The sequence below is a fragment of the Streptomyces sp. NPDC058619 genome (assembly GCF_042717785.1).
In the GTDB taxonomy this organism is placed as follows: Bacteria; Actinomycetota; Actinomycetes; order Streptomycetales; family Streptomycetaceae; genus Streptomyces.
Map to the genome: position 1 here is coordinate 119352 of NZ_JBHXQN010000014.1, position 21388 is coordinate 140739.

General features: G+C 70.2%; 19 protein-coding genes and 2 pseudogenes. 9 read left to right on the forward strand and 12 right to left on the reverse strand.

Annotated features, from left to right (window positions below):
* Nucleotides 1-335: 335 nt before the first annotated feature.
* From ACFWTC_RS16680 to dnaA (ACFWTC_RS16705), 6 genes and pseudogenes are all read right to left on the reverse strand, one after another.
* Nucleotides 336-884 carry a DUF721 domain-containing protein gene (locus ACFWTC_RS16680; protein WP_383915963.1) on the reverse strand — a complete coding sequence of 183 codons (549 nt, stop codon included), beginning with the start codon at nt 882-884 and terminating at the stop codon, nt 336-338.
* Nucleotides 881-2026: a DNA replication/repair protein RecF gene (gene recF, locus ACFWTC_RS16685; RefSeq protein WP_383915962.1), complete on the reverse strand. Its 1146-nt coding sequence runs from the start codon at nt 2024-2026 to the stop codon at nt 881-883. Before recF ends, ACFWTC_RS16680 begins: the two co-directional genes overlap by 4 nt.
* 59 nt (nt 2027-2085) lie before the next feature.
* On the reverse strand, nt 2086-2961 hold the full coding sequence (gene gnd, locus ACFWTC_RS16690) for a phosphogluconate dehydrogenase (NAD(+)-dependent, decarboxylating) (protein WP_383915960.1): 876 nt from the start codon (nt 2959-2961) through the stop codon (nt 2086-2088).
* 178 nt (nt 2962-3139) lie between these two features.
* Nucleotides 3140-4270 (reverse strand): DNA polymerase III subunit beta, encoded by a 1131-nt coding sequence (gene dnaN, locus ACFWTC_RS16695; RefSeq protein ID WP_383915958.1) that lies wholly within the window; start codon nt 4268-4270, stop codon nt 3140-3142.
* An 864-nt stretch (nt 4271-5134) separates the two neighbouring features.
* Nucleotides 5135-6265 (reverse strand): annotated as a pseudogene (dnaA, locus tag ACFWTC_RS16700) (chromosomal replication initiator protein DnaA); the annotation flags it as partial.
* 33 nt (nt 6266-6298) lie between these two features.
* Nucleotides 6299-6898: pseudogene (gene dnaA, locus ACFWTC_RS16705) on the reverse strand (chromosomal replication initiator protein DnaA); the annotation flags it as partial.
* Nucleotides 6899-7255: 357 nt separating this feature from the next.
* Between dnaA (ACFWTC_RS16705) and rpmH the strand changes: the two are divergent.
* The 9 genes from rpmH to ACFWTC_RS16750 all read left to right on the forward strand — a co-directional run bounded on the left by rpmH (nt 7256) and on the right by ACFWTC_RS16750 (nt 13730).
* The gene (gene rpmH, locus ACFWTC_RS16710) at nt 7256-7393 is read left to right on the forward strand and encodes a 50S ribosomal protein L34 (protein ID WP_383915956.1); all 138 of its coding nucleotides are present in this window, start codon (nt 7256-7258) and stop codon (nt 7391-7393) included.
* A gap of 24 nt (nt 7394-7417) precedes the next feature.
* The gene (rnpA, locus tag ACFWTC_RS16715; protein WP_383915954.1) at nt 7418-7792 is read left to right on the forward strand and encodes a ribonuclease P protein component; all 375 of its coding nucleotides are present in this window, start codon (nt 7418-7420) and stop codon (nt 7790-7792) included.
* On the forward strand, nt 7789-8070 hold the full coding sequence (gene yidD / locus ACFWTC_RS16720) for a membrane protein insertion efficiency factor YidD (RefSeq protein ID WP_078904056.1): 282 nt from the start codon (nt 7789-7791) through the stop codon (nt 8068-8070). Before rnpA ends, yidD begins: the two co-directional genes overlap by 4 nt.
* A 3-nt stretch (nt 8071-8073) precedes the next feature.
* Nucleotides 8074-9177 (forward strand): membrane protein insertase YidC, encoded by a 1104-nt coding sequence (gene yidC, locus ACFWTC_RS16725; protein ID WP_383915953.1) that lies wholly within the window; start codon nt 8074-8076, stop codon nt 9175-9177.
* Nucleotides 9178-9192: 15 nt separating this feature from the next.
* The gene (locus tag ACFWTC_RS16730; protein ID WP_383915951.1) at nt 9193-9705 is read left to right on the forward strand and encodes a protein jag; all 513 of its coding nucleotides are present in this window, start codon (nt 9193-9195) and stop codon (nt 9703-9705) included.
* Between the two features lie 106 nt (nt 9706-9811).
* Nucleotides 9812-10552 (forward strand): 16S rRNA (guanine(527)-N(7))-methyltransferase RsmG, encoded by a 741-nt coding sequence (rsmG, locus tag ACFWTC_RS16735; RefSeq protein ID WP_267721668.1) that lies wholly within the window; start codon nt 9812-9814, stop codon nt 10550-10552.
* 267 nt (nt 10553-10819) lie between these two features.
* Nucleotides 10820-11908 carry a ParA family protein gene (locus ACFWTC_RS16740; RefSeq protein WP_384027622.1) on the forward strand — a complete coding sequence of 363 codons (1089 nt, stop codon included), beginning with the start codon at nt 10820-10822 and terminating at the stop codon, nt 11906-11908.
* Nucleotides 11905-12993, forward strand: coding sequence for a ParB/RepB/Spo0J family partition protein (locus ACFWTC_RS16745; protein ID WP_383915946.1), 1089 nt, complete (start codon nt 11905-11907; stop codon nt 12991-12993). The genes ACFWTC_RS16740 and ACFWTC_RS16745 overlap by 4 nt, the downstream gene beginning before the upstream one ends.
* Before the next feature lie 119 nt (nt 12994-13112).
* Nucleotides 13113-13730, forward strand: a complete 618-nt coding sequence (locus ACFWTC_RS16750) for a GNAT family N-acetyltransferase (protein ID WP_383915944.1) — start codon at nt 13113-13115, stop codon at nt 13728-13730.
* Nucleotides 13731-13809: 79 nt separating this feature from the next.
* Here the strand turns inward: ACFWTC_RS16750 and trxA are convergent, their stop codons facing one another.
* The 6 genes from trxA to murJ all read right to left on the reverse strand — a co-directional run bounded on the left by trxA (nt 13810) and on the right by murJ (nt 21344).
* On the reverse strand, nt 13810-14151 hold the full coding sequence (gene trxA / locus ACFWTC_RS16755; protein WP_383915942.1) for a thioredoxin: 342 nt from the start codon (nt 14149-14151) through the stop codon (nt 13810-13812).
* Nucleotides 14152-14202: 51 nt separating this feature from the next.
* On the reverse strand, nt 14203-15162 hold the full coding sequence (trxB, locus tag ACFWTC_RS16760; protein ID WP_383915940.1) for a thioredoxin-disulfide reductase: 960 nt from the start codon (nt 15160-15162) through the stop codon (nt 14203-14205).
* A 122-nt stretch (nt 15163-15284) separates the two neighbouring features.
* The gene (locus tag ACFWTC_RS16765) at nt 15285-16226 is read right to left on the reverse strand and encodes a hypothetical protein (RefSeq protein WP_383915938.1); all 942 of its coding nucleotides are present in this window, start codon (nt 16224-16226) and stop codon (nt 15285-15287) included.
* A complete protein-coding gene (gene sigM / locus ACFWTC_RS16770) occupies nt 16223-16924 on the reverse strand; it encodes an RNA polymerase sigma factor SigM (protein ID WP_383915936.1) in 702 nt (233 codons plus the stop codon). The genes ACFWTC_RS16765 and sigM overlap by 4 nt, the downstream gene beginning before the upstream one ends.
* A gap of 400 nt (nt 16925-17324) precedes the next feature.
* Nucleotides 17325-19052, reverse strand: coding sequence for a serine/threonine protein kinase (locus ACFWTC_RS16775; protein ID WP_384027620.1), 1728 nt, complete (start codon nt 19050-19052; stop codon nt 17325-17327).
* Between the two features lie 117 nt (nt 19053-19169).
* The gene (murJ, locus tag ACFWTC_RS16780) at nt 19170-21344 is read right to left on the reverse strand and encodes a murein biosynthesis integral membrane protein MurJ (protein ID WP_383915932.1); all 2175 of its coding nucleotides are present in this window, start codon (nt 21342-21344) and stop codon (nt 19170-19172) included.
* Between the last annotated feature and the right edge of the window lie 44 nt (nt 21345-21388).

Consider the following 21388-nt stretch of genomic DNA (forward strand, 5'->3'; position numbering starts at 1 on the left):
CGGTACCTGAGTCCGCATGTGCCGCCCTGAACCGCCTCTCTCCGACTCCCCATATACGGGAAGGGGCTCAAAGAGGCTCACACGGGCATCCAGCGCTTCGGCCTGTCAACCTCCCGCTACCGTGAGGGACGCCACGCGCGAACCGCCGCCGGACCCCGCGCCCGGCGCGCGTTCCGGCGCCGCCGACCGCCCGTCCCGTACGGGATATCCGGGCGGAGGACCCGCTGCCGGGACCGGCCGGGCCGCGGGTGCCGCCGCCGGGGCCGCCCGGGCAGGGACAGCACCGCCGACGGGTTCCGCCCCCGGCCCCCGGCCGCGGGCGCCGGGGGGCCGGCTCAGCCGTAGGTGTCCCCCGGGCCCTTGCTACCGGGCGCCCGCCACGGCCCGTACCCCTTGGGACGCCCGCCGGGGCCATGCACCTTGATCAGCCGTACCGTGCCCTGCCCCAGGTCCGCGTTGAGCCGCGCGACCAGCTGCGGGGCCAGCAGCTTCAGCTGCGCCGCCCACGCCGAGGAATCGCACCGCACGACCAGCTCACGGTCCTCGTAGCGTTCCGGTTCACAGTGCGCGGCGATGTCCGGGCCGACGATCTCCGGCCAGCGCTCCATCACGCCCGCCACCGCCATCGGCATCTCCCAGCCGCGCTCCGTGCGCAGCCGGTCCAGCGCCGCCATCAGCGGCATCGGGTCGCGGCCGTCCGCCCGGGCGCCCGAGCGCAGCCCCTGCTGGTGCTGCCGCTTGCGGCCGCCGCCCGCCGCGTTGCCCCGGGCCCGCGCCTGCTCCCGCGCCGCCGCCAGGGCCTGGCGGGCCAGGTCCACCCCGGACGCCTCCGGAACCCTGCGCGGCTCCTGTCCGGCCCGGGGGCCGTCTCCCTGATCGTTCACAGCCGGGTCACCTCACCGCCGGACACTCCGAACCGCGCTCCCGCCAGCACACCCGGAACGTCATCGTCCACAGCCGCCGTCACCAGGACCTGCTCACCCGGCGCCACCAGCTCCGCCAGCCGCTCCCGGCGCCGCGCGTCCAGCTCCGCGAAGACGTCGTCCAGGATCAGCACGGGCTCGCTGCCCTCCGAGCGCAGCAGCTCGTACGAGGCCAGGCGCAGCGCCAGCGCGTACGACCACGACTCCCCGTGGCTGGCGTACCCCTTCGCGGGCAGCTCGCCCAGCCGCAGCAGCACGTCGTCGCGGTGCGGGCCGACCAGGGTCACCCCCCGCTCGATCTCCTGCTTGCGCACCTCCGCCAGGGCCGCCAGCAAGGCATCGAACAGCGCCTCGCGGGTCCGCGCGGCGCCGCCGTCCCCGGCCTCGGCCGCCTCGCCCGCCGAGGACTTGTACGCCATGCCCAGCGGGCCGCCGCCGGGCGCGAGCTGCTCGTACGCCTTGTCCGCCAGCGGCAGCAGGGTCGCGATGAGGTCCAGGCGGTGCGCCAGCAGCTCCGCGCCCGTGCGCGCCAGGTGCTGGTCCCACACGTCGAGGGTGGACAGGTCCATCGAGCGGCCGCCGTGCCGACGGGCCATCGCCGCGGACTTCAGCAGGGTGTTGCGCTGCTTGAGCACGCGCTCGTAGTCGGACCGGACCGCCGCCATCCGCGGCGAGCGCGCGGTGACGAGCTCGTCCAGGAACCGCCGCCGCTCTCCCGGGTCGCCCTTGACCAGGGCCAGGTCCTCCGGGGCGAACAGCACCGTGCGGACGATCCCCAGCACGTCCCGCGGCCGTACCTGCGAGGAGCGGTTGATCCGGGCCCGGTTCGCCCGCCCCGGGTTCAGTTCCAGCTCCACCAGCTGCCGGCGCTCGCCCTGGGTGAGGGCGGCGCGGATGACCGCCCGCTCCGCGCCCATCCGCACGAGCGGGGCGTCCGAGGAGACGCGGTGGCTGCCGAGGGTGGCCAGGTAGCCGATGGCCTCGACGAGGTTGGTCTTGCCCTGGCCGTTGGGACCCACGAACGCGGTGACGCCCGGGTCGAGGGGTACCTCGGCCCGGGCGTACGAGCGGAAGTCGGCCAACGAGAGATGCGAAACATGCATACGGCGCCGACCTCCCCCGGCTTCCTGCTGCTCTGTGGTGCTGTCGTGCTGTGGTGGTGCTAGGCCTTCTCGACCGCGTGGCCGCCGAACTGGTTGCGCAGCGCGGCGATCATCTTCATCTGGGGGGAGTCGTCCTGGCGCGAGGCGAAGCGCGCGAACAGCGACGCGGTGATCGCCGGCAGCGGAACGGCGTTGTCGATCGCCGCCTCCACGGTCCAGCGGCCCTCGCCCGAGTCCTGGGCGAAGCCGCGCAGCTGATCCAGGTGCTCGTCCTCGTCGAGGGCGTTCACGGCCAGGTCCAGCAGCCAGGAGCGGATGACGGTGCCTTCCTGCCAGGAGCGGAAGACCTCGCGGACGTCGGTGACCGAGTCCACCTTCTCCAGGAGCTCCCAGCCCTCGGCGTAGGCCTGCATCATGGCGTACTCGATGCCGTTGTGGACCATCTTCGCGAAGTGGCCCGCGCCGACCTTGCCGGCGTGTACGGAGCCGAAGTCGCCCTCGGGCTTGAGGGCGTCGAAGACCGGCTGGACGCGGGCGACGTCGTCCGCGGAGCCGCCGTACATGAGGGCGTAGCCGTTCTCGAGGCCCCAGACGCCGCCGGAGACTCCGCAGTCGACGAAGCCGATGCCCTTGGCGGCGAGCTCCGCCGCGTGCTTCTCGTCGTCGGTCCAGCGCGAGTTCCCGCCGTCGACGACGACGTCGCCGGGGGAGAGCAGCTCGGCGAGCTCGTCGACGGTGGACTGGGTCGCCGCGCCTGCCGGGACCATCACCCACACCACCCGGGGGGCCTGCAGGCTGTCCACAAGTTCCCGCAGGCTGTGGACATCGGCGAGGTCCGGGCTGCGGTCGTATCCGATGACGGTGTGGCCTGCGCGGCGAATGCGCTCGCGCATGTTGCCGCCCATCTTGCCGAGACCGACGAGACCAAGCTCCATCAGGTGGTTCCTTAAGCGTTGTGGCCGTCTGTACCGGGGGTCCCCTGCTTCCCGGAGACACCCCCCGGCCCCGAGCCTACGCCGGGGCGGGGCGCCCGGCTTCACGGGGCGCACGGGGACCGTGACGCGGTCAGGCCCGGTCCCGCAGACTGCGAAACCGGGCCTGACCTGCGAAGCATCAACCGGAGAGACGCACCGGCATGATCAGGTACTTGTACGCCTCGTCCGCTTCGGCGTCGACCGCGGGACGGCCGCTGAGCAGGGCCGGCTTGGTGGACGTGGTGAAGCTGAGCTGGGCGGCGGGCGAGTCGATCGCGCTCAGGCCGTCCAGCAGGAAGGTCGGGTTGAAGGCGATCGAGATGTCGTCGCCCTCGAGCTTGGCGTCGACGCGCTCCACAGCCTGTGCATCGTCGCTGGAACCGGCTTCCAGGATGAGCACGCCCTGCTCGAAGCTCAGCCGGACGGGGGTGTTGCGCTCGGCGACCAGGGCGACGCGCTTGACGGCCTCGACGAACGGGGCGGTCTCGATCACGGCGACGGAGTTGAACTCGGTCGGGAAGAGCGTCCGGTACTTCGGCAGGTCGCCTTCGAGCAGCCGGGTGGTGGTGCGGCGGCCGGCGCCCTCGAAGCCGATGAGCCCCTCGCCCTGACCGGAGCCGGAGAGCGCCAGGGTGACGGTGTCACCGCTGGTCAGGGACTTCGCGGTGTCCAGGAGCGTCTTCGCGGGCACCAGGGCCACGGCGGAGGCCTCCGGGTCCTCCGGCTTCCACAGGAACTCGCGGACCGCGAAGCGGTAGCGGTCGGTGGAGGCCAGGGTGACGCGGTCGCCCTCGATCTCGATGCGGACACCGGTCAGCACGGGCAGCGTGTCGTCGCGGCCGGCGGCGATGGCGACCTGCGCGGCGGCGGAGGCGAAGACCTCGCCGGGCACGGTGCCGGTCGCGGTCGGCATCTGCGGCAGCGCCGGGTACTCCTCCACAGGCAGGGTGTGGAGTGTGAATCGTGAGGAGCCGCAGACCACGGTGGCCCGTACACCGTCTGTGGAAATCTCCACCGGCCGGTTGGGCAGGGCGCGGCAGATGTCGGCGAGCAGCCGACCGGATACCAGGACCGTGCCGTCCTCCTCGACGTCCGCGTCGACGGAGACCCGGGCCGAGACCTCGTAGTCGAAGCCGGAGAGGCTCAGCTTGCCGTCCTCGGCCTTCAGCAGAAGGCCCGCGAGAACGGGGACCGGCGGCCGGGCCGGGAGGCTGCGGGCCGTCCAGGCCACCGCCTCCGCGAGTACGTCGCGCTCCACCCGGATCTTCACCGGAACCGCCTCCTGCTGTTGCTCGCTCGTCTTGCCGGCCTTCGTCGTCGGCTCGTCGATGCCTCGACCGATGCCGGGGACCAGTCTGACGTACGGCGCCGACAGTCGGTGCGGTCGGCGGTCAAGTCGGGGACGAGGCGGCGGCGAGCCCGCCCACCGAGTTGTGCACAGGGCCTGCTTGAAAACCGAATCCGAGCTAACTCTCTATGGGGGTAGTAGTAGGGGCTGTGGATACAGTGGATAAAACCGTTTCCGCAGGTCAAGGCGTGGTTTTTATCCACCGGGCCTGTGGGCGGCACCGGTGGACAACACGGTGTTCCTGTGGAGAACGAAAACTTCTGCACAGGCCGTCCCCAGGAGAGCCCTACTACTCCACAGGTGTGTCCCCAGCTTTCCCCCGGTACTCCACAACCCAAACGTCTACTTCCGTGTGACCGCTTTCACTCGGGGCGGTGAGAGGGGGTGGCGCTTTGCCGAACAGTGGACAACGGTGTGGAGAAGTCCTCGGATCCTGTGCACAGGGTCGGCGAAGCTGTGGGCCGCCGGTGGACAAAGGCGTGGACAGCCCTGTGGACGAAATATTCGTCCACAGCCTGTGGATGACGCTTGCGCACAATTCCACAGGGGGCTGACCTGCCCTGATGGGGACTCACCCGGCAGCCCTGTGGACAGATTGTGGGCAACGGATCCTGTCCCCAGGCTGTGGACGGAAGAAAGTCCGGGAATCTGTGGATGACTTGCTCTCTTGGGGGCGTATTCGAACAGGTCAGGGGCGCACGGACGAAGAAGGGCGCCCCCGTTGTGATCCGGGAGCGCCCTCTGCGTGCGTGTGACGGGGCCCTGGCATCGCTCCTGCGGGCCGTCTCAGGCGTTCTTGATGCGGTTGGTGAGCTCCGTGACCTGGTTGTAGATGGAGCGCCGCTCGGCCATCAGGGCCCGGATCTTGCGGTCCGCGTGCATGACGGTGGTGTGGTCGCGGCCGCCGAACTGCGCCCCGATCTTGGGCAGGGAGAGGTCCGTGAGCTCCCGGCACAGGTACATGGCGATCTGCCGGGCGGTCACCAGGACCCGGCTCCGGGACGACCCGCAGAGGTCGTCCACCGTCAGCCCGAAGTAGTCCGCGGTGGCCGCCATGATGTCCGAGGCGGTGATCTCGGGCGCGCTGTCCTCGCCGCCCGGGATCAGGTTCTTGAGGACGTCCTCGGTGAGGCCGAGGTCGACCGGCTGCCGGTTCAGGCTCGCGAAGGCCGTGACCCGGATCAGCGCTCCCTCCAGCTCGCGGATGTTGCGCGAGATGCGTGAGGCGATGAACTCCAGTACCTCCGGCGGCGCGTTGAGCTGCTCCTGGACGGCCTTCTTGCGCAGGATCGCGATACGGGTCTCCAGCTCGGGCGGCTGGACGTCGGTGATCAGGCCCCACTCGAAGCGGTTGCGGAGCCGGTCCTCCAGAGTGACGAGCTGCTTGGGCGGCCGGTCGGAGGACAGCACGATCTGCTTGTTGGCGTTGTGGAGCGTGTTGAAGGTGTGGAAGAACTCCTCCTGCGTCGACTCCTTGCTCGCGAGGAACTGGATGTCGTCGACCAGCAGGATGTCCATCTCCCGGTACCGCTTGCGGAAGGCGTCGCCCTTGCCGTCGCGGATGGAGTTGATGAACTCGTTGGTGAACTCCTCGGAGCTCACGTACCGCACGCGGGTCCCCGGGTACAGGCTCCGCGCGTAGTGCCCGATGGCGTGCAGCAGGTGCGTCTTGCCGAGGCCCGACTCCCCGTAGATGAAGAGGGGGTTGTACGCCTTGGCGGGTGCCTCGGCGACGGCCACCGCGGCGGCGTGCGCGAAGCGGTTGGAGGCGCCGATGACGAAGGTGTCGAACAGGTACTTGGGGTTCAGCCGGGCGGTCGGCTCCAGCGGGCCCGAGGTCGAGCCGCCGGACGGGGCCGGCGCCGAGGGCCGGCCCTGGGGCTGGCGCGGCGCCGGCTGCTCGTACTGCTGCTGCTCGTACTGATGGGACTGCCGCGACTGCTGGGGCTCGTACGGGGACTGCTCGTACTTCTGCTGCTCGTACGGGCCCTGGTCGTAGCCGGAGGGCTCGGACTGCTGGAGGTACCCCGGCTGCGGGGAGGCGTACGGGTCGCGCTCGGGGAAACCGCCGAGGCGCGGCTGCTGCCAGCCGTAGTCGTCCTGCTGCCCGCCGCGGGGCCAGGAGCCGGGCTCGGGGCGGGGCTGCTGGTAGTCCGGGTAGGCGGGGCGGGCGCTGGGGAGCTGGTCGTCCGGGGGGCCGCCGCCGGAGCGCTGGCCGCCGTACGGCTCGTAGCCGTCGCGCTGCTGGACGGGCTGGGCGGGGGGAGCGGGCTCGCCCGCGGAGTCGTCCACGGTGATGGCGATCCGGATGGGGCGGCCGCACTCCCGGCTGAGCGCGTCGCTGATGAGCGGGGCGAGCCGGCCTTCGAGGACGCGCTTGCCCCATTCATTGGGGACGGCGAGCAGCGCGGTGTCGGCGACGAGGGCCAGCGGCTGACAGCGCTCGACCCACTGCTTGTCCTTGGGCTCGATCCCCGGCTGTCCCTCTCCGAGGAGCTTTTCGAGCACCCTTGGCCACACTGCGGCAAGATCGGCAGGTACGTCAGCCACAGAACACGCTCTCTCACGGGGGTCCCACGAATGTGTGGTTCTTTGGGACGGTCGGGACTAAAAATCCGGGGTCAGTCAACGGTAGTCAGGGCGACGGGTACGGTTCAAGTCGTTGTCCACAGCCTGTGCACAGTGTGGGGCACCGTCGGCTCGGTTTGACCGGATGGCGTAGCCGCGCGTACCGTGACGAGGTCGAGTTGTCGATGGCTGCTGCCGCCTGCCTACCGATGGGCGAAGATCACGGAACGTGATCGTTTGCGGTGCCACTCGGGCGAACACGCGAGTTGTTTCCTCGTGGGCGCACGGTGACAGCCAGGCGATGTCCCGCCACAACGATTCATTCTCTGGAGCCCCCGAGTGAGCAAGCGCACCTTCCAGCCGAACAACCGCCGTCGTGCCAAGACCCACGGCTTCCGTCTCCGGATGCGTACCCGTGCCGGTCGCGCGATCCTGGCGAACCGCCGTGGCAAGGGCCGCTCCGTCCTTTCCGCGTAACCAACAGACGCAGGTCGTGACGTCGTGCTGTCTCCCGAAAATCGGCTGAGGCGGCGCGAGGACTTCGCGAGCGCGGTACGTCGAGGACGCCGGGCCGGTCGCCCGCTCCTCGTCGTCCACCTACGTACAAGCGGTGCAACGGACCCGCACGAGCCGGGGGAGATCGATCCCTCGACGCGTGCGGGTTTCGTCGTCAGCAAGGCCGTGGGCAACGCCGTCGTCCGTAACCGGGTGAAGCGCCGTTTGCGCCATCTTGTCCGCGAGCGGCTGTCCCAGCTGCCCGCCGGTAGCCTGGTGGTGGTACGCGCGCTGCCCGGATCGGGTGACGCCGGCCCCGACGAACTGGCCCGGGACCTGGATGCCGCGCTGACGCGGCTCCTGGGAGGCGTCGCTCGATGAAGTACCCGCTGCTCGCTTTGATCAAGCTGTACCAGTGGACGATCAGTCCGCTGCTCGGCCCGGTGTGCCGGTACTACCCCTCGTGTTCGCACTACGGGTACGCGGCCATCGACCGGCATGGTGCGGTGAAGGGGACGGTTCTGACCGCCTGGCGGATCCTGCGGTGCAATCCGTGGTCCCCGGGCGGCGTGGACCACGTCCCACCCCGTAAACGCCCGCGTTGGCACGAGCAGCTGCGCAGTGCGTTGCGTAGATCTCGCAATGCTCAAGGAGCCTGATTAGTGGACACGATTGCCGGTCTGTTCAGCTTTATCACCACACCCGTCTCGTGGATCATCGTCCAGTTCCACAGCGTCTATGGCGCGGTCTTCGGACCGGACAGTGGGTGGGCCTGGGGCCTGTCCATCGTGTCCCTGGTGATCCTGATCCGTATCTGCCTGATCCCGCTCTTCGTGAAGCAGATCAAGGCGACGCGTGGCATGCAGGCGCTCCAGCCGAAGATGAAGGCGATCCAGGAGCGCTACAAGAACGACAAGCAGCGTCAGTCCGAAGAGATGATGAAGCTGTACAAGGAGACGGGTACCAACCCGCTCTCCTCGTGCCTTCCCATCCTGGCGCAGTCGCCGTTCTTCTTCGCCCTCTACCACGTGCTCGCCAGCATCGCCAACGGCGAGACCATCGGTGTCATCAACCAGTCGCTGCTGGAGAGCGCCCGGCAGGCGCACATCTTCGGCGCCCCCCTGGCTGCCAAGTTCACGGACAGTGCCGAGAAGGTCGCGGGCCTGGACGCCTCGATCACCAACGTGCGCATCGTGACCGCCATCATGATCGTCCTGATGTCGCTGTCGCAGTTCTACACGCAGCGCCAGCTGATGCAGAAGAACGTCGACCTGTCGGTCAAGACGCCGTTCATGCAGCAGCAGAAGATGCTGATGTACATCTTCCCGCTGATCTTCGCGGTCATGGGCATCAACTTCCCCGTCGGTGTCCTCGTCTACTGGCTCACCACGAACGTCTGGACCATGGGTCAGCAGATGTACGTGATCAACCAGAACCCGACGCCGGGCAGCATGGCGCAGGACCAGTACCTGACCCGTCTGCTGAAGCACATCAGTGCGAACGGCGACGTCAAGGGCCGGAGCAAGAAGAAGATCGTCGCGGGGATCGTGGCCAAGGGGCCGGACCGCAACGACAACGAGCGCAAGTTCATCAATGCGCTGACGAAGCAGGGTCTGGCCGCCCAGGCTGACGGTTCCGTGTCCAAGAGTGTCGAGGCCACGGCAGACTCTGATGCGGCGAGTGGTGGTGCCGCGAAGCGGCAGCAGCCGAAGCGCCAGTCGAAGTCGCAGCGCCAGACGCCCACCAAGCCCTCTCCCAAGAAGTAAGAAGGAGTCCCTCCCGTGACGGAAGGCACCACCACCGCCGCCGCTGAGGGTGGCGACACCCTGACCCGCCTCGAGCAGGAGGGCGAGATCGCGGCCGACTACCTCGAGGGTCTGCTGGACATCGCCGACCTCGACGGGGACATCGACATGGACGTCGAGGCCGACCGGGCCGCGGTGTCGATCGTGAGTGACTCGGCCACCCGCGACCTGCAGAAGCTCGTGGGCCGCGAGGGCGAGGTCCTGGAGGCTCTGCAGGAGCTGACGCGCCTTGCCGTGCACCGGGAGACCGGGGACCGCAGCCGGCTGATGCTGGACATCGACGGGTTCCGCGCGAAGAAGCGCGAGGAGCTGACGGCAGCGGGCGCTCAGGCCGCGGCGGACGTGAAGGCGTCCGGCGAGCCCCTGAAGCTGGCGCCCATGACCCCGTTCGAGCGGAAGGTCGTCCACGACGCGGTGGCGGCCGCGGGCCTGCGCAGCGAGTCCGAGGGCGAGGAGCCGCAGCGCTTCGTCGTGGTACTCCCCGCCTGACCTGTAGCGAGAGTGTTCGGCCCCGTCTGTGTCGCAGGCGGGGCCGATGTTTGTCAGCCTGGCATGTGAACAACGCACCATCGTGAAGACGTGGTTCTTCAGAACCATGCGGTACGGAAGGACGGTCCCCGTGACGGAGGCAGCTGAGCTTCCCCCGGCGCCTGAAGAGGCGCGCGCGGTGTTCGGTGAGTTTTTCCCGGAAGCTGTGCGCTACGCGGAGCTGCTGGCCGATGCGGGAGTCAAGCGGGGCCTGATCGGGCCCCGCGAGGTGCCGCGGCTGTGGGAGCGGCACCTGTTGAACTGCGCTGTGCTGTCGGAAGTGGTGCCCCAGAACGTCACCGTGTGCGACGTGGGCTCGGGCGCCGGGCTCCCCGGCATCCCCTTGGCCCTGGTGCGGCGCGATCTCAAGATCACGCTGCTCGAGCCGCTGCTGCGCCGGACGACCTTCCTTCAGGAGGCCGTGGAGCTGCTCGGCCTCGACCACGTCACCGTGGTGCGCGGGCGGGCCGAGGAGGTCCTCGGCAAGCTGCAGCCGGTGCACGTGGTGACGGCGCGCGCGGTCGCCCCGCTGGACCGGCTGGCCGGCTGGGGCGTACCCCTGCTGCGCCCCTACGGGGAGATGCTGGCGCTCAAGGGCGACACCGCAGACGAGGAGCTGGTGGCGGCGAAGGTCGCGCTGGCGAAGCTCGGTGTGGTGAAGACCTCGGTGCTCCAGGTGGGCGAGGGAGTCGTGGATCCGCTGTCCACGGTGGTGCGCGTCGAGGTCGGAGAGAGCCCCGGTGGGGTGAGGTTCGCGGCCAAGCGGGCTAAGGCGGCGCGGGTGGGACGCGTCCGCCGTCGCCGTTGATCATGCTGCTCCCGGGGCGTCCATGCGGGAGATTTCACCCGTGTTGAGCCCTATAGGTATGGATTTCGGAGTGTCGTAGCGGCCTGAAGACTCCGTCCGGGCATCGTGTTTCACGTGAAACGTCGCTCTCTGCTGCACGGAATCATCAGCCGCGGTCGGGCGGCTGCGGCCCCTCGCCCCCGCAAGGACGCGAGGGGGACAGAGTTGTCCACAACGGTGGATTCATCCACAGGAGTATGGGCCCCGCTGGTTCGCGACCCGGATGACATGGCAGGCTCTGTGCATCGCGAGCCTGATGTCGAGGAGAGTGACACCGTGCGGTCCGACGCCAACCTCGCGGGGCCGATGGCCGATCCGGTCCCCGGTCCCCGCTCTGAATCGGTGGGGGAGGATGTTTCACGTGAAACATCGCCTCCGCCCCTTGTAGACAACGACACCCCCATCGGCCGATCCGCCCAGCTGCCGGTCGAGGCGCTGGGGCGCGCCGGTGAGGGTCTGCCCCGCCCGGACCAGACCCGGATCATCGTGGTCGCCAACCAGAAGGGCGGGGTGGGCAAGACCACCACGACCGTGAACCTGGCGGCCTCGCTGGCACTGCACGGTGCACGGGTCCTGGTGGTCGACCTCGACCCGCAGGGCAACGCGTCCACGGCGCTGGGCATCGATCACCACGCCGATGTGCCGTCGATCTACGACGTGCTCGTCGACAGCCGTCCGCTGCTCGAAGTGGTCCAGCCGGTGGCGGACGTGGAGGGCCTGTTCTGTGCTCCGGCCACGATCGATCTGGCGGGCGCCGAGATCGAGCTGGTATCGCTCGTGGCGCGGGAGAGCCGGCTTCAGCGGGCGATCCAGGCGTACGAGCAGCCGCTCGACTACATCCTGATCGACTGCCCGCCCTCGCTGGGTCTACTCACCGTGAACGCACTGGTGGCGGGTGCGGAGGTACTCATCCCCATCCAGTGCGAGTACTACGCGCTGGAGGGTCTCGGCCAGCTGCTGCGCAACGTCGACCTGGTGCGCGCCCACCTCAACCCGACGCTGCACGTCTCGACGATCCTGCTCACGATGTACGACGGCAGGACCCGGCTGGCCTCGCAGGTGGCGGAGGAGGTGCGCACCCACTTCGGCAAGGAGGTGCTGCGCACCAGCATCCCGCGGTCGGTGCGCATCTCCGAGGCGCCGAGCTACGGACAGACGGTTCTCACGTACGACCCGGGTTCCAGCGGTTCCCTCTCCTACCTGGAGGCGGCACGCGAGATCGCGTATCGCGGGGTCGGAATGCAGTACGACGCCCAGCACGCCCATCTGGGCGCGGGCATGAACAGCACGCAGAGTGTGGCGGAGGGGATCCAGTGAGTGAGCGACGTAGAGGTCTGGGGCGGGGACTCGGTGCGCTGATCCCCGCGGCTCCGCAAGAGAAGACACCGCCGGTGATCGGCGCCGGTTCGACGTCTCCGTCGGCGGTTCCGGTACTGCCCTCGGAGCGCGGGGTCGCGGCGGCGAAGCTCGCCGCGCTGACGCAGGCCGATGTTTCACGTGAAACATCGCTCGCCGTCGTGCCGGCAGAGCCGGATCCGGTGGCGGCGGAGGTCAACGTGGTGGCGGGGGCGACGTTCGCGGAGCTTCCGATGGACTCCATCACGCCGAATCCCCGGCAGCCGCGCGATGTCTTCGACGAGGACGCCCTCGCCGAGCTGGTGACCTCCATCCAGGAGGTGGGTCTGCTACAGCCGGTGGTCGTGAGGCAGGCTGCTCCCGGCCGCTATGAGCTGATCATGGGCGAGCGTCGCTGGCGGGCCTGCCGCGAGGCCGGGCTGGAGAGCATTCCGGCGATCATCCGTGCCACGGACGACGAGAAGCTGCTGCTGGACGCCCTGCTGGAAAACCTGCACCGGGCGCAGCTGAACCCGCTGGAAGAGGCTGCGGCGTACGACCAGCTGCTCCGGGACTTCAACTGCACGCACGACCAGCTGGCCGACCGGATCGGCCGGTCCCGTCCGCAGGTGTCGAACACCCTGCGGCTGCTGAGGCTGTCGCCGTCGGTGCAGCGCCGGGTTGCCGCGGGTGTGCTGTCGGCGGGTCACGCGCGGGCCCTGTTGTCGGTGGACGACTCCGAAGTGCAGGACCGGCTGGCGCACCGGATCGTGGCCGAGGGCCTTTCGGTGCGGGCGGTCGAGGAGATCGTGACGCTGATGGCCTCGGAGCCGTCGAGCTCGGTCAAGTCGAAGGGGCCGCGAGCCGGCGCCCGGGTGGCTCCGGCGCTCAACGAGCTGGCGACGCGGCTGTCGGACCGGTTCGAGACGCGGGTAAAGGTGGACCTGGGCCAGAAGAAGGGCAAGATCACCGTCGAGTTCGCCTCGATGGAGGACCTGGAGCGGATCCTCGGGACGCTGGCACCCGGCGAGGGCCGCGTGCTGGAACAGGGGCCGTCCGGGGAGTAGTCCCCGGCCCGTAGGGGCGGATCGCGCTGGTGACAACCGGTGTGGTCCGCCCCTTCGCCGTGTCCGGCCCGAGGCGCCGACCCGTCGAAGAAGGAGGGGTCAGTGGATACGATGCGCTCATGGGTCGTCGGCTGGTACCGCTCACGCTGGACAACCTCCCGGACCTGCCCCGGCGTTGCCGGTCCTGCGTGTTCTGGGAGCTGGATCCGGTCAGCGGGGAGGCCGCCGTAAAGGCGGGCACCGCGGAGTCGGAGAAGGAGGCGTGGATCTCGGCCGTCCTCCTGGAGTGGGGATCGTGCGGCCGCGTGATCTACGTGGACGACGTCCCGGTGGGGTTCGTGCTGTATGCGCCCCCGGCGTACGTGCCCCGGGCCACCGCGTTCCCGACCAGTCCCGTCTCACCCGACGCCGTACAGCTGATCACCTCGTGGATCATGCCGGGCTATCAGGGCCAGGGCCTGGGGCGCGTGATGGTCCAAACGGTGGCGAAGGATCTGCTGCGCCGGGGGTTCCGGGCGATCGAGGCCTTCGGCGACGCCCGCTGGGAGGGCCCGGCCTGTCTGCTGCCGGCGGACCATCTGCTCGCGGTGGGCTTCAAGACCGTACGGCCCCACCCGGTACACCCGCGGTTGCGGCTGGAGCTGCGCTCCACGCTGTCGTGGAAGGAAGACGTGGAGATGGCGCTGGACCGGCTGTTGGGCGGGGCGCGCAAGGAGCCGGTCCTGCGCCCGCTGTGATCAGGGGTAGCGAAACGGGGCCGCCCCTGGGGGCGACCCCGTTTCACGTGAAACACCGCTGCCGTCGAATGGTCCCGACTCAGACGGTCTTGACCTCGACGAAGTCGGCGAGGTCGCGCAGGATGGCAGCCTTCGGCTTGGCGCCGACGATGGTCTTGGCGACCTCGCCACCCTGGTAGACGTTCAGGGTGGGGATGGACATGACGCCGTACTTGGCAGCCGTGGCCGGGTTCTCGTCGATGTTCAGCTTGACGATCTCGATCTGGTCGCCGTACTCGGCGGCGATGGCCTCGAGGGACGGCGCGATCTGACGGCACGGTCCGCACCAGGCGGCCCAGAAGTCCACCAGTACGGGCTTGTCGCTCTTGAGGACCTCGGCATCGAAGTCAGCGTCGGTCACGTTCTTGAGGGTGCCGGCCACAGCGGCCTCCTTCTTCTTCCTGCGGGGTGTGGGTGGGGGCTGGTAAGGGTGTCAGACCGTTGCGTGGGCCTTCTCGGTGTCCGCGAGGGCGGCGAGGAAGCGCTCGGCGTCGAGAGCGGCGGAACAGCCGGTTCCCGCGGCGGTGATGGCCTGACGGTACGTGTGGTCCACGACGTCGCCCGCGCCGAAGACGCCGGTGACGTTCGTCCGCGTGGACGGGGCGGCGACCTTGAGGTAGCCCTCGTCGTCGAGCTCCAGCTGGTCCTTGAACAGTTCGGTGCGCGGGTCGTGGCCGACGGCGATGAAGAGGCCGGTCACGGGCAGCTCGGAGGTCTCACCGGTCTTGGTGTTGCGCAGGGTGAGGCCGGAGAGCTTCTGCTCGCCGTGGATCTCGGCGACCTCGCTGTCCCAGGCGAACGTGATCTTCGGGTCGGCGAAGGCGCGGTCCTGCATGGCCTTGGAGGCGCGCAGGCTGTCGCGGCGGTGAACGATGGTGACGGACTTGGCGAACCGGGAGAGGAAGGTCGCTTCCTCGATCGCGGTGTCGCCGCCGCCGACGACGGCGATGTCGTGGTCCTTGAAGAAGAACCCGTCACACGTGGCGCACCAGGACACGCCGCGCCCGGACAGGGCGTCCTCGTTGGGCAGGCCGAGCTTGCGGTGCTGCGAGCCGGTGGTGACGATGACGGCCTTGGCGCGGTGCACGGTGCCGGCGGTGTCGGTGACGGTCTTGATCTCGCCGGTGAGGTCCACGGACACGATGTCGTCCGGGACCAGTTCGGCGCCGAACCGCTCGGCCTGGCCGCGCATGTTGTCCATCAGGTCCGGACCCATGATGCCGTCCTGGAATCCGGGGAAGTTCTCCACCTCGGTGGTGTTCATCAGGGCGCCACCGGCGGTGACCGCGCCTTCGAAGACCAGGGGCTTGAGCGAAGCGCGTGCGGTATACAGGGCGGCCGTGTAACCGGCCGGCCCGGAGCCGATGATGATCACGTTTCGAACGTCGCTCACGGGTTTCTTCCTCGTCTCTGCGGACTGCTTCTTGCCTACCGGGGGCCGGTGCGGACTCTCACCCCACCCAACGGATCCTACGGCGCGTGCATTCCCCGGCTGTCCGCCGCGATCCTGCGGTGTCAGCTTCGCGGGTAGGTGCTCGACAGCAGGAGCTTTCCGGGGGCGTCCGCACCGGCGGACTCGCAGGCGGTTTCCACGAGGTAGGCGTCGACCCGGGTGACGTCTCCCGGGTGCGCAAGGACCAGAAGGTAGACCGGGGCGCCCCGGTAGCTGCCGCGCTCGGCGGCGAGCGGGGTGTCGGGGCGGCCGGTCCCGTTCTGGACGCAGGAGGGGACGGCGGAGGCCGCGCGGTCGCCGCCTCCGGCGATTCCGGGAGCCGGGGAGGTGTTCTCCATCCCGAAGGTGTTGTTCTGCTCCTGCGGGGCGGTCTTGGCGCCGGGCCCGGAGGCCAGCAGCTCGCGGACGTCGTCCCGGAGGCCCCCGGCGGTGTAGGTCCCGTCCTCCGCGGGGGGCTGGGCCGCGGAGGACGCGGCGTCGCCGCGGGAGGTGGTGTTCTGGTCGGGCGCGCCGGAGAGGTCGGCGAAGAGGAAGATCCCGAGGGCGCAGGCGGTGGCTCCGGCCAGGCCCGTGATGATGGCGATCCGGCGGCGGGCGCGGCGGCGGCCGGGGCCGCTTGGGCCGACCGGGTGACCGGAGGGCCGGCGGACGTCGGTTCCGGGGGTGGAGCCGGACGTGGTTCCACGTGAAACAACCGGCGCCGCGGTGTCGGTCCGGGGCGCGGCCGGGGAGGGTGCCGGGTGCTTCGCGGCGTCGAGGAGGGCCTCGGCGGCGAGAGCCGCGTCGATGCGTCCGGCGATGTCCGCGGGCATGCGGGCGGGGCCCGGAAGGGTGCCCAGCAGGCCGCGGATCTCGTCCAGGGAGGCACCGACGTCCGCACACAGCGCGCAGTCGCCGAGATGGCGGCGGACCTCGGTGGTGCGGGCGGGCGAGAGGAGCCCTTCGGCCAGGTCGGAGATCTCCGAGACGTCCGGGTGCCTGATCGTGCCGCTCGTGGGGCTCACGGTCGTCCACCTCCACCCTTCACAGCGTCTGGGTCTGGATGCCTGGGTTCTGCCGACGGTGTGACGGATGGGCCCGGCGTCCGGTTCCCTCCCCGCTCGGAGACGGTGTTATCCCCGGCATTCGCGCGCAGATGAGTGAGGAGCGGGGCCAGTTTGGCCCGCCCCCGCGCGCACCGGCTCTTCACCGTCCCGGTGGGCACGTCGAGGATGTGGGCGGCCTCGGCCACGGGGTATCCCTGCATGTCTACGAGGACCAGCGCGGCGCGCTGGTCGGCCGGCAGAGTGCCCAGGGCGGCCAGGAGCTGCCGGTGGAGGTCCTGGCGCTCCGCGGGGGCCTCGGCGGACTCGTGGGGCTCCAGGAGCCGCTCCAGGCGGTCCGTATCGTCCAGGGGCGCCGTCTTGCGGGAGGCGGCCTTGCGCGCGCGGTCGAGGCAGGCGTTCACGGTGATGCGGTGCAACCAGGTGGTGACGGCCGATTCCCCGCGGAAGGTGTGGGCGGCCCGGTAGGCGGAGACGAGGGCGTCCTGGACCGCGTCGGCGGCCTCCTCGCGGTCGCCGAGGGTGCGCAGCGCGACGGCCCACAGGCGGTCGCGGTGGCGTCGTACGAGCTCGCCGAAGGCTTCGGGGTCGCCGGCCACGTGCCGGGCGAGGAGATCCTGGTCGGTGCCCGAGCGGGGGTCGTCAGCCGCGGGCCTCATGATTCCCCTCCCTGGTCGGATCCGTGCAGGTATTGAATCGGGTTTGCCGCAGAAAGTAAACGACGAAAATCGGGCATTTCGGCCACCCTGGCACCGGCACTTCTGCCGACGCCGATCGAGAGGGAATGCATTCCCGTGCCCGCCCCGGTGCCGCTGTGCGGCGCGGTGCTGCCGGGAATTCTCGGGCTCCCCATGGCTCCCGGTGTGGGAAACCCGTCACCCGGCCGAACGTGCTGTCGGGTCAGGTCTGACGAGTCGGCGCCGCCGCGGCCCCTGCGGAGCCCGCCCGGCTCGCCGGCCGAGGGCCGGACGCGTATTCCCGCGGGAACTCGACCGCATTCCGGGGCTGCGGAATATGGTGCTCCACCGCCCCGGTTTGCGTTTCCGGATCTTTCCGACGCTATGAATTGCGCGAGAACGAGACGTTCGTGACGGCCTGCTTGTAGCCGGCTCCGCTGAATTCATAGGCGTTGGACTTCGGCATGGCGGTGATCCACAGGACCACGTAGCGGGTCTTGACCGGCGTCTCGGTGGCGAGGTCGAGTTGCTTGCCGGAGGTCTTGCCGGTGACGATCTTCTGCATGGAGCCGACCGGCGTCGCAGACGACAGGCTGTTGGTCGCGTACAGGGTGGCGGTGGTGTGGTCGCCGCCGAACTTGAACTTTATCGACGCGGCGTTGACCTCCTGCTCGAGGCCCAGGTCGTAGACGATGCCGACGCCCGCCTTGAAGGAGGGGTCCATTTCGGGACCGTCGTTGAACGCCTTGGTCCGCCAGTACGACGCGGGATCGTTGTCGTAGCTGTTCGCGACGTCTTCGGCGTTCTGTGCCGTTCCGTCCGGGTAGTACTCGGCCGCGTCCTTGACGGGGAGCTGGACCGGCTCTGCCTTCGGGTCGTCGCCGGTCTCGGCGGGCTCGTCCTGCGTGGTGCCGGTGTCGCTCTGGCTCCTGTGGTCCAGGAGCGTGTCGGCGAGCTGCCAGCTGCCCAGGCCCAGTGCGGCGATCAGCAGGGCGGCGACGCCCCACTTGAGCGCCCGTCCGGTACGGCTCTGCAGCGGGGGTGGCGGGACGACCACGACCGACGGGGCCGTGGGCGCGCCGCGGGGCGTGGGACGGCCGTAGCTGCCCTGCTGGTAGGTCGTGTGCTGGTACTCGGGCGGGGCGGTGAAGGTGGGCTCCGGCGGCCTGATGCGGGGCATCGCGGCAACGGCCTTGGCCAGCTCTTCCGGGGTGGTGAAGGCGGGCTCCTGACGGGAGGCGGTCGCCCCGTCGTTGGCGAGCGCGCGCATGGCGAGTTCGCCCAGGCTGCGGTGGACTCCGGCGCGTACCTGGTCGGGTGCGATCAGGCCCACGCCCTTGGGCAGGCCGGTGAGGCCGTAGGCGTCGTTCTCGTACGGCCAGCGCTGGGTCAGGGCGGCGTACAGGAGGGCGCCGATGGCCTCGGTGTCCGCGCGCTGCGGGGTGTCGCTGGTGATGCCGCGCAGGGCGGCGTTCACGGCGAGGCCGCGGATGCGGTACTGGCCCGAGGAGGTGCGCAGTATCGCGCTGGGCGTCAGCCGCAGGTGGGCGAGGCCCTCGCGGTGCGCGGCGGTCATCGCCTGGGAGATCTGGCTGACGAGCTGGTAGGCCTCGTGGGCCTCCAGCGGGCCGGCGGCCAGGAGCGCGGTGAGCTCGGTGGAGTCGGGCAGCCACTCGTGGACGACGTAGACGAGGTCGTTCTCCTCCACGGCGTCGAGGACCTGGACGAACCGGGGGTCGCCGAGGAGGGCCGAGGAGCGGGCCGCCGCCAGCACGGAGCGGGCCCGCGGGTGGTCGGCCGGCAGCAGGTGGACCCCCACGGCCCGGCGCAGCTTCTCGTCCATCGCACGCCAGCTGCTGAATCCGTCCACACGGGTGACGCATTCCTCGAGGCGGTAGCGTCTGGCGAGCTTGTGGCCGCTGTGGAGTTCGGGGGCGGCCGCGGGGGCCGCGCCGATCCGTTCGCCGTCTTTTTCGAGCACAGGTCCGTCCGCGGCTCGTCCGTTCTGGGTGTCCACCCCGTCGGCCGTGGCCTTGGCCGCATCTGCGGCCAGCGGCTCTTCGCCGCTGTTGTCGGCCACGTCGACGGCAGCCGTGCTACGTTCCGCCACCGTCGGTTCCGCCTCCCCATCCGTTGCGCGCTGTAGGCCAGCCTGCGAAGCCATGCCAATTGTGCCCACAGTCCGTCGCTATGCACGACACGCGATGGGGTCCGACGGTTGTGCGCATCAGCGCCCCAAACGTCCGCGGACCATTCCGACCATCGCGTTGAGCTCTTCGATCCTCATCCGCTTGGCGGCGATGAGGAACACCGCCGCCAGGGCGATCCCGCCGGCGACGAGGGCGGCTGCCGAGCCGGTGACCCCGCTGCCGAGCCACTGGGTGACCCCGTAGGCGGCGGCTCCCGCCACCGCGGCGGCGGGGACGCACGCGCCGGTCAGGCGGGCGTAGGTGCGCATCACGTGGGCGCCGTCGAGGTCGCCGCCGAGCCGGTTGCGCAGGCGGCGCCAGGCGACTCCGACGCCGACGGCGTAGCCGAGGCCGTAGGCGGCGGCCATGCCGACGACGGCCCAGCGCGCGGGGAGGAGGAAGAAGGAGGCCGCGGAGCCCGCCGCGTTGACGGCGGCCACGATGACCGTGTTGTAGAAGGGCGTCCGGGTGTCCTCGTAGGCGTAGAAGCCGCGCAGGACGACGTACTGGACGGAGTACGGGATCAGTCCGAGACCGAAGGCCATCAGGACGTAGCCGATGTTCTGGGCGCCGGAGCCGGATCCGGCGTAGAGGAGGGTCGCCATCGGGACGCCGAGCGCGAGGAACGCGAAGGCACAGGGCACGATCGCGACGGCGGAGGTGCGCAGCCCGTACGAGATGTCGTCACGGACGGCTGCGGCGTCCCCGTCGTGGGCCGAGCGGGAGATGCGGGGGAGGACGGCCGTCATGACGGAGACGGTGATGATGGCCTGCGGCATCTGCCAGAGCAGCAGCGCGTAGTTGTAGGCGGTGATGCCCGTGCCGGGGTGGCCCTGCTTCTCGGCGACCGAGCCGGCCCAGGTGGCGAGCTGGGTGACGACGACGAGGCCGACCTGGTTGGCGAGGACGAAGAAGAACGTCCACTTGGCCAGGCGGGCGGCCTTGCCCAGGCCGTGGCCCTTCCAGTCGAAGCGCAGGCGCGGGGCGAAGCCGGCGTCGCGCAGGTAGGGCAGCATCGCGAGGGCCTGGACGGTCAGGCCCAGCAGGGTGCCCAGGCCCAGCAGGCGGACGCCGTCCGCGGTGACGGTGGTGGCGTTGACGCCGGAGGTGGTGAAGCCGCCGAACGCCCAGATGAAGGCACCGAAGGTGGCGATGACGACGATGTTGTTGAGGACCGGGGTCCACATCATCGCGCCGAACCGGCCGCGGGCGTTCAGGATCTGACCGAGGACCACGTGGACGCCCATGAAGAACATGGTCGGCAGGCAGTAGCGGGCGAAGGCGACCGCGACGTCCATCTGCTGGGGGTCGGAGGCGATCTTCGGCGACATCATGGTGATGAACACCGGGGCGGCCAGCACGCAGACGGTGGTGATCGCGGCGAGCAGGACCACGACGAGCGTCAGCAGCCGGTTGGCGTACGCCTGTCCGCCGTCGCTGTCGTTCTTCATGGCCCGGACGAGCTGGGGGATGAAGACGGCGTTGAGCGCGCCGCCACCGACCAGCACGTAGATCATCGTGGGCAGCGTGTTGGCGATCTGGTACGTGTCGTTGAAGGTGCCGACGCCGATGGCACCGGCGATGACCAGGGTCCGCAGGAAGCCGGTGATGCGGGAGACGATCGTGCCGGCGGCCATCAGCGCGCTGGACTTGAGCAGGCTGGATGCCCGCCCGGCCGGCTTGGCCGGCGCCGGGGCCGCCACCGGGGCGTCCTCCGCGGCGGTGCGGGGCGCCGCCTCCTGGTCCCGGTACAGGTGCGCGAAGGCATCCGGTTCCGGCTGCTCGTCCGAGGCCCTGGTCACGAGGGAGTCCACGCCGACGAACTGGGTGGTGGTGGCGTGGTCCCCGTACGGCAGGTGTCTCGACGGGCCGTCCGGCTCGGGCGGCGGGGTCTGGGCCCAGACGCGCGGGTCGGGGGAGTACGGGGGTGCGGACGGGGCCGCGTAGAGCGGGCCGGGCTCCTGGTAGGTGCCCGGCGGCGGCGGGGGGTGCGAGGCCCGGTCGTAGAGGACCTCGGCGACGGGGTCCTGGGCCGACAGGTCCTGCGACCGGTAGGGGTCGTAGTCGTAGGCTCCCTGGACATACGGGTCGTGGTCCGGTGCGGGCGCGGGCGCGGGAACCTGCCCGGGCACCGGGGTGCCCGGGGCAGTGCCCTGGCCGGGCGCGGGCCCACCAGTGCCCTGCGCGCGGTCACCGTCGTACGGCGCGTTCATCGAAACCCCACCTCATCGTCCCCAGGCCGACCGGCCACGGCATC